Consider the following 18,014-nt stretch of genomic DNA (forward strand, 5'->3'; position numbering starts at 1 on the left):
AATATGGACAAACGGCAAGTTACTGTATCTTTTCCCAATCCTGCATTGCTGCTTCCCATCCTGGCTATTCTGCTTCTTTTTTCGTGTACCGTCCCACGTCACTATCCCGCCCGCCAGCCCTTTGTTTATGCCGTCAACATCAAGGTGGAAGGGAATTTCAAGTCCGGCGAACGCGAAGATCTCGCAGCAAGGCTGACCAACCAGCTGGATGACAGTCTTCATCCCCAGATCGTCTCCATCTTTGGCGTCTACCGGCGTGTAATGTATCCGGCGGTCTTCGACACGGCCAATGTCCGGCGAAGCGTCGGCCTGATGGTCGCCCTGCTCAATGCCTCGGGTTATAACAACCCGGTCATAAAAGTGGACACCCCCTATCGCCGGGATACCGTCCATGTCCATCACTGGTTCACAAAGCGACACCCGATCGAATACCGGGTCACCGTCAACTTTACCGTCTATCCGGGTAAGCAGCAGAGCCTGGACTCCATCGGATTCAACCTGACCACACCGGCCCTGCAGGCCCTTGCCCTCGGGCATCGCAAGGAATCCCTTCTGAAAAAGGGGATGCCCTACTCCAAACAGCTGATGTCGAGTGAGCTGGACCGGCTTGTCGCGCTGTTCCGCAACAACGGGTACTATTCTTTTGCAAAAGAAGACCTCGTGATCATCAAGGATACGGTCGTCGGCGCCCTGATCGATCCGAACCTCGACCCGTTCCGCCAGGCTGCATTGCTGGAAGAGTTGAAGAAACAGCGCGAACACCCTACAATCAATGTCGAGGTGAACCAGCGGCCCCTTCGCGATTCCTCCCATATCACCCGCTACACCGTCGGTCATGTCACGATCTACCCTGACCTGCCGATCATCCTCGAGGATACGGTGACGGTGAGCAATATCGACACGGGTACGGCCCGTAATTTCACCATCATCTCCCGCGCCGAAAAGTTCAAGCCCTGGGTCCTGACACGAAACGTGTTCATCCGCCCCGGCGACCTCTACCGCCAGCAGAACACCATCCGGACGCTCAACCGGTTCCAGCAGATGGGCGCCTGGCAACAATCGACGATGAGCTTTGTGCCCTCCGACAGCAACGATTCGGTGCTCGACGCAACGCTGAGGCTCTACCCGGCCACAAAGCAATTCTTCAACGCCGACTTCGAAGTGGCCCGTAATACCAACGATATCGTGACAGCAACAAACCTGTTTGGCATAAACGGCAATATCGGCGTCCGCAATCGCAATGTCTTCAAGCGAAGCATCCTGTCATCCACCCAGCTTCGGGGCGGTGTGGAGCTGGGGTCCGACTTTATCCAGACGACCCAGGCCAGCATCTCCCAGAGCTTTTCGTTTCCCCGCCTGATCCCCCCGGGCTTGCTCGATATCTTGCCCCGTAAATGGCGACCCAGCGAGGCCCGGCTCGACAGTGTCCGTTCTGTCGTCAATGTCAACGCATCGTATATCGATCGCCGGCAATTCTTCACGGTGCGGAGCATCAACGGGTCGTTCGGCTGGGAATGGACAAAGAAGAAATGGAGCTACCTGCTGCGGCCAATCAATATCGAGTATACGCAGCTGGACAAGACCGACAGCTTCAGACAATACCTGGCAAATGTCCCTTCTTTAAACCTGGCCTTCAAAAGCGGGCTCGTCATGAGTATCCAGGGCCTCGCCAAATACTACAATAAATACGGAAGGCATAGCGATTTCCTGAGCCTCAGTGGGGAAAGCAGCGGCGCCATTGCGGGCCTCATCTCCCCGCAACTGGACAGGGGAGCACTCTGGCGTTTTATCAAAGGCGAGGTGGATTACCGGCATCATATCGATTACCGGCGAACGCAACTGGCCTTTCATGCCTACGCCGGTGTGGGCTGGGCCTATGGCCGGGAGGGCTCCGGCTTTGAGCAGACATTGCCTTTCTACAAGGCCTTCTTTGCCGGCGGCCCGAACAGCATGCGGGGCTGGCAGGTACGGCAGCTGGGACTGGGCTCTTCGAAATACTATGATACGGCAGGATCACATTATGATGCGACGGGAAAGCTCACAAGCCGGACCCCTCTGGACCGCTTCGGCGATGTACAGCTGGAAACGAATCTGGAATACCGCTTCCCAATCGGATCCCTGTTTGGGGTCAAGGTACTCAGCGCCCTGTACGTAGACGCAGGGAACATCTGGAACCGGCACGTGATCGTCGACAGCCCGAACATTACGAAAAAAGCCTTCCAGGGGAGCGATTTTCAGTTCGACCGGTTCTACCGCGAGATCGCCGTCGATGCGGGCACCGGTCTGCGGTTCGACTTCGACTGGTTCATCATCCGCTTCGACTGGGCCTATAAGATAAAGGACCCGCAGCGGATGGATCATAGCGAGAGCTGGTTCTATGATATGCAGCTGACAAATGGACAGTTCCAGCTGGGCATCGGGTATCCGTTCTAGCCCGCTGTCCCGACTGGCGCCCCGCCCCCGCTGAATTTTCCCCTGATATACACTTCGGCCGCCTCCATCGTCATCGCCTGGTCGACGCGAAACTCCCCGATGCGGGTGCGCCGCAACGCGCTGAGATAGCCGCCGCAGCCCAATACTGCGCCGAGATCGTTGGCAAGGCTGCGGATATACGTTCCCGTTGAACACACCACGCGGAAGTCCACTTCCGGCAAATCAAAACGGGTGATCTCGAAAGCGCCGACGACAACCGGCCGCGGCTCCAGCTTTACCTCTTTGCCCTTGCGGGCCAGCTCATACACCCGCTTACCGTTCACCTTGATGGCGGAATGGATCGGGGGGGTCTGCAGGATCTCCCCCGTAAATTCGCGTTCGATGACATCCTGCACCGTCACCTCCGTCAGGTAGGCCGGGTCCCTGCCCGGCTGCGGTTCGCTTTCCAGGTCATAGGTGGGTGTGCTGGCGCCCAGGACGATCGTCCCGGTATATTCCTTTTCCTGCGCCATATAGTCGTTGATCCGTTTGGTGAACCTGCCCGTACAGAGGATGAGAAGGCCGGTGGCCAGGGGATCGAGGGTTCCTGCATGGCCCACCTTTTTTGTCCTTACCAGCGGACGCAATTTGCGTACGACGTCAAAGGAGGTCCAGTCAAGCGGTTTATCGATAAGCAACACCTGGCCTTGCTCGAAGAAATGGGGAGTCGGTTCCATCGCCGCGAAGATACATCGCCTGCGGCCCCCGGCAAAGCCTGCTTTGCTCAGATTGCCAGCCGCGCCTTTATCTCCAGGTATTTGTTGACCGTCTGGACCGTGAGATTTTCCGGCGCGGTCAGGATGGTAGCGATACCTACCTGGTTCAGCTCCTTGACGATAAGCCGCTTCTCATAAGCAAATTTGTCGGCGATGGTCTTTACATACACCCCTTCGATATCCTCCGCCTCCTGTTCCCGCAGCTGCCGAAGCCCCGTGTTCTCGAAGAACACGACCAACAGCAGGTGGCGGCGGGCGATAGCGCGGATATAAGGCATCTGCCGCTCGAGTCCCGACAGCGATTCGAAATTGGTGAAAAGGACGATCAGGCTTCGCTGTGTGATCCGGGTGCGGACCATCGCATACAGCTTCTCGAAATCGGTCTCCTGCCAGCGGGTCTGCTGGTTGTACAACGTCTCGAGAATATGGATCATCTGCATCGAATGCCGGCTTGCCGGCAGAAACGTCCCGATGGTGTCGCCGAAGGTCAACAATCCCGCCTTGTCCTGGCGCAGCAGCGCCACCTGGGACAAGACGAGGGACGCATTGACGGCGTAGTCGAGCAGGCTCATCCCGTCAAAAGGCATTTTCATCACCCGTCCCTTGTCGATCAGGCAATATACCTGCTGGCTCTTTTCGTCGGTAAAGGTATTGACCATCAGCTGGCCGCCCTTCCGCGCCGTCGCCTTCCAGTTCAGGCTGCGGATATCGTCGCCCGTGACATATTCTTTTATCTGTTCGAACTCCAGGCTATGCCCCAGTTTCCGTATCCGCTTGGTCCCGCTCTCGGCCAGGTTGTTGCTTGCCGCCAGCAGGCTATACTGCCGGAGCGCCAGGTAGGACGGCAGGACCCGCACCGTCATTTCCGCCGGGACGATGCTCCGCCGCGTCAACAGCCGGAAAGGACTCCTGATAAACACATTGATGTTGTGAAAGACATACTCTCCCCGCTCGGTTGGCCGCAGCCGGTAATCGAGCCGGCGGACCTCGCCGGCTTTCAGATCGGCGTACAGCGAGAAGTTCCGCTGCTGGAACTGGTCGGGCAGCTCATCGATGATCCGCAGCCGGACCGGAAAGGGATACTCGTTGGTCACCTGCATCCTGACCGGGTTGTTGTCTCCGTTACTCATCCGGTCGGCGATATCGCGCCGTACCGGCACCGGGTTCTTTCGCAGGAACAACACGATATAGTCGAGGACCGTCACGACGGCAAAGAAGAGCAGCAGCAGCTGGCCGACCATATACAGGAAGGGTATGCCGTAGGATACGACGAAAAGAAGGATGATCCCGACAAACACCCAGTAGAAGCGCCGGGAGAAATACAAGGATATATAGAATCTTTTTAGCATCGCTATCTGGGTACCTCGATGGATTTTACGATCTCGGCAATAATATCATCGGCCGTCGTTCCCTCCATCTCGCGCTCGGGCGTCAGCACCAGGCGGTGACGAAGAACGGCCGGAGTGATATACACGATGTCCTCGGGCGTGACGAAGTCGCGTCCGCGCATGGCGGACAGGGCCTTGGCCGCGTTGAGGATGCCGATGGAGGCACGCGGCGACGCGCCCAGGTAGATTGCCTTATGGTTACGGGTGGCCCCCACTATGGCCGTGATGAACTGGATCAGCTTCTCCTCGATATGCAGGCCCCTCACCTTGTCACGCAGCTGCTGGATCCGTGCGCCCGGGATCACGGCGTCGACCGTGTCGATCCGCTGATCGCCCTTCATCCGGTGGTGATTGGAAACGATATGGAATTCCTCCGCCGGCGTGGGGTACTGCACCCTGATCTTGAAGAGGAAGCGGTCGAGCTGGGCTTCCGGCAGATGATAGGTCCCTTCCTGTTCGATCGGATTCTGCGTCGCAACGACCATGAAGGGAGGCTGCAGATGGTAGGTCAGACCATCCACGGTGATCTGCCGCTCTTCCATCACCTCGAACAAAGCCGACTGGGTCTTGGCCGGGGCGCGGTTGATCTCGTCGATAAGTACGATATTGCTAAAGATGGGGCCATGTTTGAACTGGAAATTGTTATCCCGGGGGTTGAAGACGCTCGTCCCGATGACGTCGCTCGGCATCAGGTCGGGAGTGAACTGGATGCGCGAAAAACCGACCGAGATGACGCGGCTGAGCAGCTTTGCCGTCAGCGTTTTGGCAACGCCGGGCACCCCTTCGATGAGGATATGGCCGTCTGCGAGGATACCCGCCAACAACAGCTCGATCATCTCCTCCTGGCCGACGATGACTTTGCCGATCTCCCCCTTCAATTGGTCCACCGCCTGTCTCAGATCGTCGAGGTCCGTTCGTTGTTCGAATAAATTCTCAGCCGTTTGATTATTCTCTTCCATGGTTATGCTATATATGTGTTATATGTGTTTGTAAAATGCTTCCAATTGCCGGTGAAATTGGATCAGGTCCTGATCCGACACATAACCCCTCGAAGGCAGGTCATGGATAGTTTGCACGATCTCCTGCAAGGACTCCCTGGCGTATCCAGTCCGGAAGGCGAGCCGTTTGACGAACTCCTCGTCCAGCGACGTCACCGGCAAGTGATAGCGGGTACGTACCTGGTCCTGGAAATGGACCGCCATCTTTCCCGCCAGGTTGCGATTATCCCGGCGCTGAAAATACAGCTGGCCGATGGTCCGGACAAAATCGAGCGAGGTATTGCGGAGCGGGGCGATCCTCGGGATCATCCGCTGCCGCCGCTTGGAATCGAACAGGTAGATCAGCCCGAACAACAGCAGCAGGAGCCAGAAGGCCATAGCCAAACCCCGGGTCCCGGGCTTGCCGCTGAAAATATATCGCAGGGCCGAAAAGGATTCGCCGGAATGATTGCGGTATCGGAAATAATCATTCCAGACGACCTGTTTGGTCGACGCCGGGATATAGGACAGGGCATTCTCGTAGTAGCCGATGTTCTGCTTGTGCAGCAGGAAGAAATTGGAGAACGCGAGGGGAGCGAAATGCAGATAGATCGCTCCGCCCCCTTTGTAAGAGATGCGGATGAAATTGGGATGACCCGCGACATCGCGGCCAAGAACGGAAGTATATTGGGAATCCAGCGAGGTGATATAGGTCTCATAGCTGTCCCCCGGATAGCTGAAACTGCGGTAAGCGGCGTCGACCGGGCCGTACACTCCCAGCTTCAGACTGTCCATCTTCTCCTCCATGAAATGAAAACGATACCCCGTCCGGAGTCCAAGGGCATGAAGCAGGGTATCGCTCATCTGGAAGGCGGAGAGGAACAGCTGGTTGCCTTCGCCGACAAAATTCATTATGGCATTGACCTCGGCGGGGTTCGCGTCCACAAAGCTCGAAATGGAAATGACCGCCCTTTTCTCGCTTCCCCCGGTCAGCACCTGTGGGCCTGTCGAAGCGACGGAGATATCCGCGTCCGGGAAAAGCCAGGGCAACCCTTCATAGGCGATTCGGGTGCCATAGGGGTTGTCGTCATTACGCCGCAGGCTTACCCGCCGGTTGATCTCCTTCCGGCCGGAAGAGTTACAGGAGCCCAGCAGGGTCAGCATGCCGGCGAACATCCCCAGCAGCAACCAGCCCTCTTTCTTATATCGTAGCCAACGCGTCATGCTCCAAGCGTTTTAAAGAAGTTGGTAAATCGGTCATGCAGCACGCTGAATCCCGCTTCGCCAAGCGCGAATTGCCCATACCATACTTTTTCATACGCCCCGGTAAGGAAACGGAAATCAGGCTCCTTTGGATTGCCGCCAAGCTGACGCAGGTATTCCTGGTTGGTCGTGTCGGCATGCCAGTGGATCAGGTCCCGGTCACTCAGCAGCCGTAGCGCCTTCAGATAAAGATAACGGGTTGCCTGCCGCCTGTCGCCGATCTGCAGAAAATGCTCCAGCTGCCGGTCGATGTCTTCGGATTCCAGCGTTTCTTCCACCCATTCGCCGTTCTCCTTCGTTCTTCTTGCCCGGCGGTAGAAGGAGCCCAGGTTGTTATCCATCACGATGCGAACGATGGCGTATAAAAGAAGGGCGCCCAGCAGCGCAAGGATCGTATAGCGGAAGCCCTCGCTCGACAGCACCTTGCCCAGCCAGATCAGAAATGGGGACGGCCGTTCCCGTCGGACCTTCCAGTAGTCCGGATCGTTCGCATAGGCATACTTCGGCGTATGTTGCCAGCGGCGGACCGTCGAATCCGGCAACCGCCGTAGGACAGCCGGCTGTTCGGCCGGGATCGCATTGCCCGATTCAGGACCCGCGACAAGGGTGGTGTCGAGATGGGTCTTCTCCGCGGAGGTTGGAGACGATTCGCCTACGACGATGGTGTCGCCCACCGTGGTATCCATTTTCGGCTCGTCCTGCCTGGCCTGCTGTGCTCGGGAAGAAAGGTGGATGGTTAGCAGCAAAAGGATAAGAATTCCGGGGGTGCGGCGGATCGTCATACGGGTCTGGTTTTTTTCTCCAGCTGAATGGGATACACGACAAAATACCAGACGACGAAGAACAGCGAGCCCCCAAGGATCGAAATGCTCAGCAACACCGGCATCCCGGAATAGCGGGTGACGAAGCCCTCGAGGAAGGCCGCCACAATGAATACCGGCACAAGGCCGATCATCAGCTTCAACCCGTCCTTGCCGCCGCGTTTCAGCGAGTCGATGCGGCGATGCGTCCCGGGAAAGAGAATGCTGTTGCCCAGCACGAGCCCCGCGGCCCCTGCGATGATGACCGAAGATATCTCCAACGTGCCATGGATCCAGATCACCAGCACCGACTTCAGCCCGAGTCCTTTGGCAAAGAAATAGTATTGGAAGGCGCCGATCATCACACCGTTCTGGAACAGCTGCCAGATGGTGCCGATGGAAAGGATGAAGCCGCAGATGAAAATGACGAAGGATACCTTGATATTGTTGGTGGCGATCGCCACGAACATACTCATGGCGTCGTCGTGTTTGTAGACGCCGAAAGGATCCCCCTTGGCGATATTGTCCTCCGTCATGTCCACATATCCGTCCCCGAGGACGCCTCTTACGAAAGTCTCGTCATGAGCCGCCGAAAAGGCCGCCATGAGGGCAAAAAGAGTGAAGATGATGAACGAGTAGAGGATCTCCCGGTGATACCGCCGGACTACCAGCGGCAGCTCCGTCTTCCAGAACCGGATGATCCGCGAGGACTCCTCCCTTTTATTCCGGTAGATGCCGAGGTAAATGCGCGAGGCCAGCCCGTTGAGATAGTTGGTCACCTTGCTGTGCGGATAAAAGGTCTTGGAATACCCCAGGTCATTCACCAGGTCGGTAAATTGCCCTGCCATTTCATCAGGATCGGTCGCGGGCTCATATTGATATTGCTTCCACTTATCAATATTTTTCTTAATAAAGAGACCTTCTCTCACTGGAAAGATTTAGTAGTATATTTAGCCCCAATATAGTGATTTCAGTAACATGTTAGAAGTAAAACTGGATACCGGCTTCAATATCGAGGTGGATTTTCTCCTCCCTGGTTTCTTCAAGCGATTCCTGGCCTGGATCCTCGATGGTACGATCATCTTCGCCTATTACCTGGTCGGAAGCAACCTGCTGGGCAGCTTGCTGGGCCCCGAAGGCAACCGGCGGATCCTCGTCTGGGTCCTGTTCGGCGCCCCCCCCTTTTTCTATCACCTGCTTTGCGAGGTATTTCTCAACGGCCAGAGCATCGGGAAGAAGGCCACCCGGATCAAGGTCATATCCGCTGACGGGGGCGAGCCGACCCTCAGCCAATATCTTATCCGATGGCTGTTCCGGTTGGCGGATTTCCCGATCTGGATCCTCGGCTCCGTTTACTATGGGGCGCTGCCCTGGTGGTGCAGCATCTTTCTTTTCGCCGGACTGGCCTGTCTCCTTGCAACCCCTTATTCGCAACGCATCGGGGACCTGGTGGCGGGGACGATCCTGATCGACACGCGCAACCGGACCAGCTGGGAGGATACCGTCTTTACCGAACTGGCCGAAGACTATAAACCCCGCTATCCGCAGGTGATGCAGCTGAGCGACAAGGATATCAACACGCTTAAATCGATCATCAATTCGGTGAGCAAGAGCGGCGACTACGACCTTTCGATGCGGATCGCAGACCGCATCCGCAGCAAGCTTGACATCAGCAGCGACCAGGACTCGCTCGAATTCCTGCAGACGCTGCTCAAGGACTACAACTACTATTCTACGAACTGACCCTGCTGGCCGTAATAAGCAGCAGGAGGAAGATCAGGAGGAACAATCCCACCGCAATGATCATGAGCACCCCGACAAAACGAAGCAGGGCGCGGATGTTCCGGAAGGCGGTGCTCAAATGGTCCTGGTCGTTGTTCTGGAGCGCCAGCCGCATCCGTCCGGCAAAATTATACAGGTAGAGATTGGGGAAGAAGTTGAGAGCTGCGATGCCGATACAGACCAGCGCGATGGGTACCGGGCCCATTCCGCCGCTGGCCGGGGAGGTTCCCATGGTGTTGAACAGTCCCGCCAGCAAGGTCAGCGCGACAATGGCAAATACGACGAACAGGCCGCAGAAGACGAAACCGGCGAGGGACAAAAAACGGGCCCAGCGGGCGGCATCCCGCAGATAGGACTGGGCTGTTGCTTCGACCTGCAACTCGAAAAGATTGGTTTGCGGCGATGGTTCCATAGTCAAACATTTTATTCAAAACGCCGGCACAACGCCAAGGCGGCATATCAATACGCCCTTGCAAACAGCACCCGCTGTTTACTCGCCTTGCCCGTGAGAATACACTTGCCATCTTCCGAAGGATTGTTCAGCGGGATACAACGGATCGTCGCCTTTGTCTTTTCCTTGATAGCCTCTTCGGTGGCAGCGGTCCCGTCCCAATGCGCGAGGATAAACCCTCCTTTCTCATCCAGCAGCCGCTCAAACTCTTCGAGCGTGTCCGCACGGGTGATATGCGAATCGCGATACGCCTTTGCCTTTTCGAACATGCTTTTCTGGATGGTTTCCAAAAGATTGCTGACATAGCCCGTCAATCCCTCCATCGGCGCCGGACTCTTTTCCTTCGTGTCGCGGCGCGCCACCTCTACGGTACCGTTGTCGAGATCCCGAAGACCCATGGCGATGCGGACGGGTACGCCCTTCATCTCGTACTCCGCAAATTTGAATCCGGGGCGGTTGTTATCGTTATCGTCGAACCTGACGCTGATTCCGGCGGCTTTGAAGGCAGCGGCCAGCTCCTTGCCTTTTGCATCGAGAGCGTCCTTCCGTTCGTCCCCTTTATAGATCGGCACGATCACCACCTGTAAAGGAGCGATACGCGGAGGCAGGATCAGCCCGTCATCGTCGCTGTGCGCCATCACCAACCCGCCGATCAGCCTCGTGCTGACGCCCCAGCTTGTAGCCCAGACATAGTCCAGTTGGTTATTCTTATCGGAAAACTTCACTTCGAAAGCCTTTGCAAAATTCTGTCCGAGGAAATGGGAAGTTCCGGCTTGCAGGGCCTTGCCGTCCTGCATCAACGCTTCGATGCAATAGGTGTCGACGGCGCCCGCAAACCGCTCGTTCTCGGTCTTGGTCCCCTTGATGACGGGAACGGCCATATATTCTTCGGCGAATTCCGCATATACATCCAGCATCTGGCGGGCTTCCGCGACCGCTTCATCCGAGGTGGAATGGGCCGTATGTCCTTCCTGCCAGAGGAATTCCGCGGTTCGCAGGAAAAGCCGGGTTCGCATCTCCCACCGGACGACATTGGCCCACTGGTTGATCAGCAAAGGCAGATCGCGATAGCTGCGGATCCAATCCCGGTAAGTATTCCAGATGATGGTTTCGCTGGTCGGCCGGATGATGAGCTCTTCTTCCAGCTTCGCGGCGGGGTCCACGATTACCCCACCCCCGTTAGGATCGTTCTTCAGGCGATAGTGCGTGACTACCGCGCATTCCTTGGCAAAGCCCTCCACATGCGCCGCTTCCCTGCTGAGAAAGCTCTTGGGAATGAACAGCGGGAAATAGGCATTGACGTGCCCGGTGTCCTTGAACATGCGGTCCAGCTGGTCACGCATCTTCTCCCAGAGCGCAAAACCATAGGGTTTGATGACCATACAGCCGCGGACCTCGGAATGGTCTGCCAGGCCACCCTTGATCACCAGATCGTTATACCATTGCGAATAGTCCTGTGCCCGGCTCGTGATCTCTTTGCTCATGAATGCTTTTTAGTACGTATTTGAATTAATCACCTTTTAACAAGAAAATGTTAACTTTTGACGCAAACGCCCCGTATATTTATTGTAACTTTACTATAACACGGAGGGTTGCAAAAATAGCAACTTCGCCGGTAAATACAGAGCCATGACAAAACATCTTTTTACCCTGTTAGCCGTTGCCGCAATCACGGGCTTTGGAATGAGCAGCTGCTCCTCGTCCAGGAACGCGCAGACAACAGACGACATATATTATTCCTCGGGCGCCAGGCGTACCGCTGCTGCCGGAACCGATCAAAGCGATTATTACAGCACCGCACCAAGCGACAATTACGTTCGCATGAAGGCGGAAGATCAGGCCCGCTGGTCATATTTCGACGACTACAGCGCTTATGATGCCTACTATGCCCCCGTCGGCGCTTCAATTGGCTACGGCTGGGGATACCCTGCCTATTATGGAATGGGCATGGGCTATGGTCTCGGTGTTGGATTTGGCTACGGGCTTGGCTTCTGGAATCCCTATTCTGCCTGGGACAGCTACTTCCTGTGGAACAGCTGGTACAATCCCTATTTCTACAACCCTTACTATGGCGGCGCAGTATTTGTCGTAGGTCACACCTATCAATCGGGAGGCGCTTATGCCAATCTCCGTCCTTTCAATTCGGTCGGCTACCGCAATGGGCTTAGCCATACTACGAGAGCAACCGCCAACAACCGGTTCTACCGGCCCGGAATGTCTACCACCTCCAACTATAATTCCAGTCGCACCGGCCAGGGAAGACAGGTGAACAATTCGTTCTATCGGCCCTCCAACAACAACGGATCGTACCGGCCTGCCTTCAACAACCAGCCGACCCGCAGCTATACCCCCTCTCCCTCCTTTGGAGGCGGCTCGCGGGGTGGCGGTAGTTTCGGTGGCGGCGGTGGATTCAGCAGACCCGGGCGGCATTAATCTCACAGTCATACTGCAACCCTACACCTGTTTCCTTTATTGAAGCTTTCAGCCTCAACAGCCTTTGTGCGGGGCTAACCTAACACCCAATATATGCATAAGCTCTTGTTTATCATAGGGATATCCCTATGCCTGAATGCCAGTGCCCAACTTCCCGAAGACGCGCTGCGAGCCAGCTGGACCACACCCGGCGGCACCGCCCGCGAACAGGCCATCGGCGGAGCCATGGGCTCCCTCGGCGGCGATCTTACTGCCGCATTCGTAAACCCGGCCGGTCTCGGTGTTTATAAGACCCGGGAGCTGGTCCTCAGCCCCGGCTGGCGTTTCCTCAACGACAAAGGCAGCTATCTCGGGCAGACCCTGAACGGACCTGCCGCCAACCGGTTCTCCCTGGGTACCAGCGGCCTGGTGCTGGGTTACGAAGGCGTCCTGCCCGGCGTCAACAACGCCTTTGCCATCTCGGTCAATCAAACTGCCGATTTCAATAGCCATGTCCTTTACCAGGGCGCCAATTCTTACAGCAGTTTTGCCGAACAGTATGCCGAGGAATTTGCCTATTCCGGCCTCGACATCAACGGCGGTCTCGCCAGTCCTTCCCTCGACTACGGAACGAGAATGGCGCTGTGGACCTCGCTGATCGACACGGCGACGGTCAACGGAACACTGCAGGTGATCGCCCAGCCGCAGAAGGCCGGCAAGGTCCTGCAACGAAACGACCTGCGGTCTACAGGCGGCATCACCGAGATCGCGATCTCGCTTGCCTCCAACTACCACGGCAAATGGTATGTCGGCGGCTCCCTCGGCATCCCGATCCTCAATTATACCCGCTACCAGACCTATACCGAGACCGACGCCAGCGGCAATACCAACAATGACTTCGAGTCCTTCACCTACAGCGAGACCTACCGGACGATGGGCGCAGGCGTCAATCTGAAAGGCGGGCTCATCTTCGCCCCTTCGGCGCCCTGGCGCATCGGGCTTGCGATCCATACCCCCTCGGTGCTGGGCCTTACGGACAGGATCAGCGCCGCAATGACGACACGGACGGAAGCCTATACCAACCTGAAGGAGGTGTCCGTCACCTCACAGGAGCTGGATGAGACCACCGGCTTGGCGCCGCCGCCCAATTCCTTCAACTACCGGCTGTACACGCCCTGGCATTTCCTGGTCAGTGGCAGCTATATCTTCGGCAGCGGCCAGGCCAACGCCAAGGATCAAAAAGGCTTTGTCACCGCCGACCTCGAATACATCACCACCCATGACCCGCATTTCAGCGCGGCAGCCAGCGAGGACGGTTCCGGCGATCCCAACAGCATCTATGATGGCGTGAACGAAGCGATAAAGGAAACGTACAAAGGCACGATCAGCGCACGGCTGGGTGGAGAGATGAAATTCGACACCTGGATGGTGCGTGCGGGCGGTGCATATTATACGAACCCATATAAATACAGCGGGGTAAAGGCCGATAAGCTGTTTCTCAGCACGGGCGTGGGGTATCGCAAGAAGGCGTTCTTTGCCGATCTTACCTATGTGGCGCGGTTCAGCAGAGACATCCATGTTCCCTATTATTTGGCCGACAAGGCCAATACGGCAGCAACGCTGAAGGAGATGGGCGGAACGGTAATTCTCACATTCGGCATCAAATTGTGATACCAACTCCGCCGTTTATAAAGAAAGCCCCGCCTTTGGCGGGGCCTTTGTATAGCGTTAATGTCTGCCCTTCGGGCTAACGGCCTCCGGCCGTTAATAGTCCATCCCACCCATGCCAGGAGCGCCGCCCGGATGAGCGTGTGCTTCTTCCTTCTTGGGCTTGTCGGCGATGACGCACTCGGTCGTCAGCAACATACCGGCGATGGAAGCGGCATTTTCGAGAGCGATACGGGTTACCTTGGTCGGGTCGATGACACCGGCCTTCAGGAGGTTCTCATACTGCTCGGTGCGGGCATTGAAGCCGAAGTCGGCCTTGCCTTCGCGAACCTTCTGTACAACGATGCTACCTTCGAGGCCGCTGTTAGCAACGATCTGGCGCAGGGGTTCTTCGAGAGCGCGTTTTACGATGGCGATACCGGTGGATTCGTCCTCGTTGAGGCCCTTCAGCCGGTCGAGGGAGTCTACGGCGCGGATGTACGCGATACCACCGCCCGGAACGATGCCTTCTTCAACAGCAGCGCGCGTTGCGTGGAGGGCGTCATCGACGCGGTCCTTCTTCTCTTTCATTTCCACTTCGGTTGCGGCGCCGACGTAGAGAACGGCTACACCGCCGGAAAGCTTGGCGAGACGTTCCTGCAATTTTTCCTTGTCGTAGTCGGAAGTAGTGGTTTCGATCTGAGCCTTGATCTGGTTGACGCGGGCCAGGATATCTTCCTTCTTCCCCTTGCCGCCGACAACTGTGGTGTTATCCTTGTCGATGGTGACGGAAGCGGCCGTACCCAGGTAGCTGATGTCGGCGCCTTCCAGTTTGTAACCCTGCTCTTCGCTGATCACGATCCCCTTGGTGAGGATAGCGATATCCTGCAGCATTTCCTTACGACGGTCGCCAAAGCCGGGAGCCTTGACTGCCGCTACCTTGATGGTGCCGCGGAGCTTGTTGACCACCAGGGTAGCCAGTGCTTCGCCTTCAAGATCTTCAGCGATGATCAGCAACGGACGACCGCTCTGAGCCACCTTTTCCAGGATATGAAGGATATCCTTCATAGCGGAGATCTTCTTATCGTAGATCAGGATGTAAGGGTTCTGCAACTCGGCTTCCATCTTTTCGCTGTTTGTAACGAAATAGGGGGAGATATAGCCGCGATCGAACTGCATCCCTTCTACCACTTCAACAGTAGTATCGGTACCCTTTGCTTCTTCAACAGTGATCACCCCTTCCTTGCCCACTTTGCCGAAGGCCTGGGCGATCAGCTTACCGATATTGTTATCGTTGTTGGCAGAGATCGAAGCGACCTGCTCGATCTTGTTCTTGTCGTTGCCGATTGTCTGGGACTGAGCGCTGAGGCTGGCGACGACTTTTTCAACGGCCTTGTCGATCCCGCGTTTCAGATCCATAGGGTTGGCGCCGGCGGCAACGTTCTTCAGACCCTCTCCGATGATGGACTGGGCGAGTACCGTAGCCGTGGTCGTTCCGTCACCGGCGATATCCGCCGTCTTGGAAGCCACTTCCTTTACCATCTGGGCGCCCATATTCTCGATAGGGTCTTCCAGCTCGATCTCCTTGGCAACGGTAACACCGTCCTTGGTGATGGCGGGAGCGCCGAATTTCTTTTCAAGCACTACGTTACGACCTTTTGGACCAAGCGTAACCTTTACAGCGTTGGCCAGCGTGTCGACACCCTTTTTCATTCTGTTGCGGGCGTCGATATCAAAGAAAAGTTGTTTTGCCATAATTATTTCAGTTGAGCGATTATCAAATTAAACGATTGCTAAAATGTCAGATTCCCGCATGATCAGGAAATCATCTCCTTCGATCTGGATCTCGGTTCCTGCATATTTGCCATAGAGGACCGTATCTCCGACCTTTACCGTTACAGGTTCGTCCTTTTTGCCGGGGCCGGCAGCTACGACCGTACCACGTTGCGGCTTCTCTTTTGCTGTATCCGGGATGATAATACCGCCGGCAGTTTTTTCCTCAGCGGGTGCTGGCTTCACAATTACCCGATCAGATAAGGGGGTAACGCTTAACTTTTTGCCCATAGTTGTATTTGATTTTTGTTTTTGTTGTAAGTCCTGTCAGAAATGACAGGCTCGCAAAGCTACACGAATTTTATACCAAACCCGCCGAAAATGCCATTTTTTCAGGTCCGACACCTGTCATGAGGACCGTTCAAATACCTTTAAATGCCTATATTTGCAGCCCGAAGCCGCCGGAGGCGGTTGACAAACAAAGCTCTATTACATTATAATGATCAGTAGAAGAAATATCCGGGTAAAGGTGATGCAAACCCTTTATACGTTGGAAGCGCAGGAACAGGCCGGGAATCCAGGGGAAGCAGCACAAAAACCAGCGGCAAAGCCGGCTGATCCGCAAAAGATACTTCAAAAGCATTTCGAGCAAACCAGGCAACTGCTTTCCTATCTTATTTATTTCATTACCGAAGTCGCACGGTATGCGGAAACGGATTCCCGTCTCAGGTCCTCCAAGCATTTACCCAGTGAAGAGGACCTTAATGTGAATATAAAGCTCGCGGGAAACGAGGTGCTTTGGAAGATGATGGAGGACGCCTCCCTGAAAAAAGCGCTTGATGCGGATAAACCGCAACTACAGGACAACGGCGAGCTGATCCGCCGGCTTTACCTCGACCTGGTCGCCACTCCCGAATATCAGCAATACATCGCCGTTCAGGGCCGCGACAAAAAGTCGGAAAAGGCAATGCTGGAGTTCATCTTCTCCGAAAAGATGCTGGCCAACGAAACCTTCGTCTCCCACATAGAAGAGCTGTATACCAACTGGGACGACGACGGAGAGATGATCAGCCAGCTGGTGATGAGCTACCTGGCCAAACCGGGTTCGCTTGATTTCCAGGAGATCGTGAGCAAGGAAAAAAAGGAATTTGCGCGTCAGCTGCTGCAGACCGTCATCGACAAGAAAGAGGTGGTGATGGACCTGATCCGTCCCCGGCTGAAGAACTGGGATCCCGAGCGGATCGCCACCCTCGATATGATCCTTATGCAGATGGGCGTAGTGGAATTCCTTTACTTCGAGACCATTCCGCCCAAGGTGACGATCAACGAATACATCGATCTCGCCAAGGAATACAGCACCCCCCAGAGCGGTCAGTTTGTCAATGGCATCCTGGACAATATCCATAAGGAACTGGTCAGGGAAGACAAGATGCATAAGATCAATTTCAAGGCGAATTAGTAGGTTTGCAAAAAAATCAGGCTCCCATGTATAGGATCATCACCGGCTCGCTCCTTTTCGCCCTGCTTACCGGCTGTGGCGGCAGGGATGCCAATAACCCCGGCATCAGCGCCGGCTCCGCCCAGTTCCTGGCTATGCGGGACACGGCCCGGTTTACGACGATCCAGTGGCTGGACTCCTCCCGGGACTACGGGAAGATCCCCGAAGGGCAAAAGCTGGACGTCTCGTTCCGGTTCCGGAATACCGGACCCACCCCGCTGGTGATCGGACAGGTGCATCCCAGCTGTGGGTGTACGGTCGCCCAGGCGCCCCGGGAACCCATCGCACCCGGCGGAGAAGGACAGATCAAGGCCAGCTTCAACAGCGACGGCAGGGTCGGGATCAATCACAAGTCCCTGCTGGTCACTACCAACACAAAGGGCACCCAGAACTACTCGCTGCAGTTCGTCGTGGAGGTGCTGAAAAAATCTTAGTAATAAGTCTTAGTCAATACAATTCAAACAATAAAACAATGACGCATTCTTTTCTATTCGTATTGTTGCAGGCGGCTCCCGCCGGCGGCGGTATGTTGCAGTTGCTCCTGCTGGGCGGCATGATCCTCGTGTTCTGGCTCTTTATGATCCGCCCCCAGGCCAAGAAAGCCAAGATCGCCAAGAAATTCCAGGAGGATATGCAAAAGGGCGATAAGATCGTGACCATCGCCGGTATCCACGGGACAGTGAACAAGATAAACGAGGACGGGACGATCCAGATGGAGACCAGCCCCGGCAGCTATCTGAAGATCGAAAAAAGCGCCATCTCCATGGAGTGGACGCAGAATCTGAACAAAGCGGCTACCGCAACCGCCGACAAAAAATAAAAACAACCCCGGCTC

At 55.9% G+C, this 18,014-nt stretch carries 17 protein-coding genes; 7 read left to right on the forward strand and 10 right to left on the reverse strand.

The genetic code is table 11. The annotated features are described in order from the left end of the window. Positions 1-3 precede the first annotated feature (3 nt). Entirely contained in the window at positions 4-2,433 is a 2,430-nt protein-coding gene (locus tag VHE34_RS15820) for a BamA/TamA family outer membrane protein (protein WP_325589648.1), read from the forward strand. Here the strand turns inward: VHE34_RS15820 and truB are convergent. Genes truB through VHE34_RS15850 form a run of 6 tightly spaced genes read right to left on the reverse strand, consistent with a single transcriptional unit; the run spans position 2,430 to position 8,545 of the window. Beyond that, positions 2,430-3,149 carry a tRNA pseudouridine(55) synthase TruB gene (gene truB / locus VHE34_RS15825; RefSeq protein ID WP_325589650.1) on the reverse strand — a complete coding sequence of 240 codons (720 nt, stop codon included), beginning with the start codon at positions 3,147-3,149 and terminating at the stop codon, positions 2,430-2,432. The genes VHE34_RS15820 and truB overlap by 4 nt on opposite strands. A 47-nt stretch (positions 3,150-3,196) precedes the next feature. After that, positions 3,197-4,537: a DUF58 domain-containing protein gene (locus tag VHE34_RS15830; protein ID WP_325589652.1), complete on the reverse strand. Its 1,341-nt coding sequence runs from the start codon at positions 4,535-4,537 to the stop codon at positions 3,197-3,199. Between the two features lie 2 nt (positions 4,538-4,539). Beyond that, positions 4,540-5,535 carry a MoxR family ATPase gene (locus VHE34_RS15835; RefSeq protein WP_325589654.1) on the reverse strand — a complete coding sequence of 332 codons (996 nt, stop codon included), beginning with the start codon at positions 5,533-5,535 and terminating at the stop codon, positions 4,540-4,542. Between the two features lie 18 nt (positions 5,536-5,553). Next, positions 5,554-6,777, reverse strand: a complete 1,224-nt coding sequence (locus VHE34_RS15840; RefSeq protein WP_325589656.1) for a hypothetical protein — start codon at positions 6,775-6,777, stop codon at positions 5,554-5,556. Next, complete coding sequence (locus VHE34_RS15845) at positions 6,774-7,598, reverse strand: DUF4129 domain-containing protein (RefSeq protein WP_325589658.1); 825 nt, start codon at positions 7,596-7,598, stop codon at positions 6,774-6,776. Before VHE34_RS15845 ends, VHE34_RS15840 begins: the two co-directional genes overlap by 4 nt. Further along, the gene (locus VHE34_RS15850) at positions 7,595-8,545 is read right to left on the reverse strand and encodes a stage II sporulation protein M (protein ID WP_325589660.1); all 951 of its coding nucleotides are present in this window, start codon (positions 8,543-8,545) and stop codon (positions 7,595-7,597) included. The genes VHE34_RS15845 and VHE34_RS15850 overlap by 4 nt, the downstream gene beginning before the upstream one ends. Before the next feature lie 49 nt (positions 8,546-8,594). Here VHE34_RS15850 and VHE34_RS15855 point away from each other — a divergent pair, with 49 nt between their 5' ends. Then, the gene (locus VHE34_RS15855; protein WP_325589664.1) at positions 8,595-9,359 is read left to right on the forward strand and encodes an RDD family protein; all 765 of its coding nucleotides are present in this window, start codon (positions 8,595-8,597) and stop codon (positions 9,357-9,359) included. Here VHE34_RS15855 and VHE34_RS15860 read toward each other — a convergent pair. Next, complete coding sequence (locus VHE34_RS15860) at positions 9,349-9,810, reverse strand: hypothetical protein (RefSeq protein WP_325589666.1); 462 nt, start codon at positions 9,808-9,810, stop codon at positions 9,349-9,351. The genes VHE34_RS15855 and VHE34_RS15860 overlap by 11 nt on opposite strands. A gap of 47 nt (positions 9,811-9,857) precedes the next feature. Beyond that, positions 9,858-11,333 (reverse strand): proline--tRNA ligase, encoded by a 1,476-nt coding sequence (gene proS, locus VHE34_RS15865; RefSeq protein ID WP_325589667.1) that lies wholly within the window; start codon positions 11,331-11,333, stop codon positions 9,858-9,860. Between the two features lie 145 nt (positions 11,334-11,478). On the opposite strand from proS, the gene VHE34_RS15870 reads away from it, so the two are divergent. Both VHE34_RS15870 and VHE34_RS15875 read left to right on the forward strand, forming a co-directional pair. Then, positions 11,479-12,282, forward strand: a complete 804-nt coding sequence (locus VHE34_RS15870; protein ID WP_325589668.1) for a hypothetical protein — start codon at positions 11,479-11,481, stop codon at positions 12,280-12,282. Between the two features lie 93 nt (positions 12,283-12,375). Further along, positions 12,376-13,932: a hypothetical protein gene (locus VHE34_RS15875; protein ID WP_325589669.1), complete on the forward strand. Its 1,557-nt coding sequence runs from the start codon at positions 12,376-12,378 to the stop codon at positions 13,930-13,932. A gap of 93 nt (positions 13,933-14,025) precedes the next feature. Here VHE34_RS15875 and groL read toward each other — a convergent pair whose 3' ends face one another. Together groL and VHE34_RS15885 are read right to left on the reverse strand one after the other, a co-directional pair. Further along, positions 14,026-15,666: a chaperonin GroEL gene (groL, locus tag VHE34_RS15880; protein WP_414709899.1), complete on the reverse strand. Its 1,641-nt coding sequence runs from the start codon at positions 15,664-15,666 to the stop codon at positions 14,026-14,028. 24 nt (positions 15,667-15,690) lie between these two features. Then, the gene (locus VHE34_RS15885) at positions 15,691-15,972 is read right to left on the reverse strand and encodes a co-chaperone GroES (protein WP_325589672.1); all 282 of its coding nucleotides are present in this window, start codon (positions 15,970-15,972) and stop codon (positions 15,691-15,693) included. Positions 15,973-16,180: 208 nt separating this feature from the next. Between VHE34_RS15885 and nusB the strand changes: the two genes are divergently transcribed. Genes nusB through yajC form a run of 3 tightly spaced genes read left to right on the forward strand, consistent with a single transcriptional unit; the run spans position 16,181 to position 17,999 of the window. After that, the gene (nusB, locus tag VHE34_RS15890; RefSeq protein WP_325589674.1) at positions 16,181-17,140 is read left to right on the forward strand and encodes a transcription antitermination factor NusB; all 960 of its coding nucleotides are present in this window, start codon (positions 16,181-16,183) and stop codon (positions 17,138-17,140) included. 26 nt (positions 17,141-17,166) lie between these two features. Next, positions 17,167-17,613, forward strand: a complete 447-nt coding sequence (locus VHE34_RS15895) for a DUF1573 domain-containing protein (protein WP_325589676.1) — start codon at positions 17,167-17,169, stop codon at positions 17,611-17,613. Between the two features lie 38 nt (positions 17,614-17,651). Further along, positions 17,652-17,999, forward strand: a complete 348-nt coding sequence (yajC, locus tag VHE34_RS15900; RefSeq protein ID WP_325589678.1) for a preprotein translocase subunit YajC — start codon at positions 17,652-17,654, stop codon at positions 17,997-17,999. The last annotated feature ends 15 nt before the right edge of the window (positions 18,000-18,014 follow it).

This window comes from Puia sp. (assembly GCF_035546395.1).
Lineage (GTDB): Bacteria > Bacteroidota > Bacteroidia > Chitinophagales > Chitinophagaceae > Puia.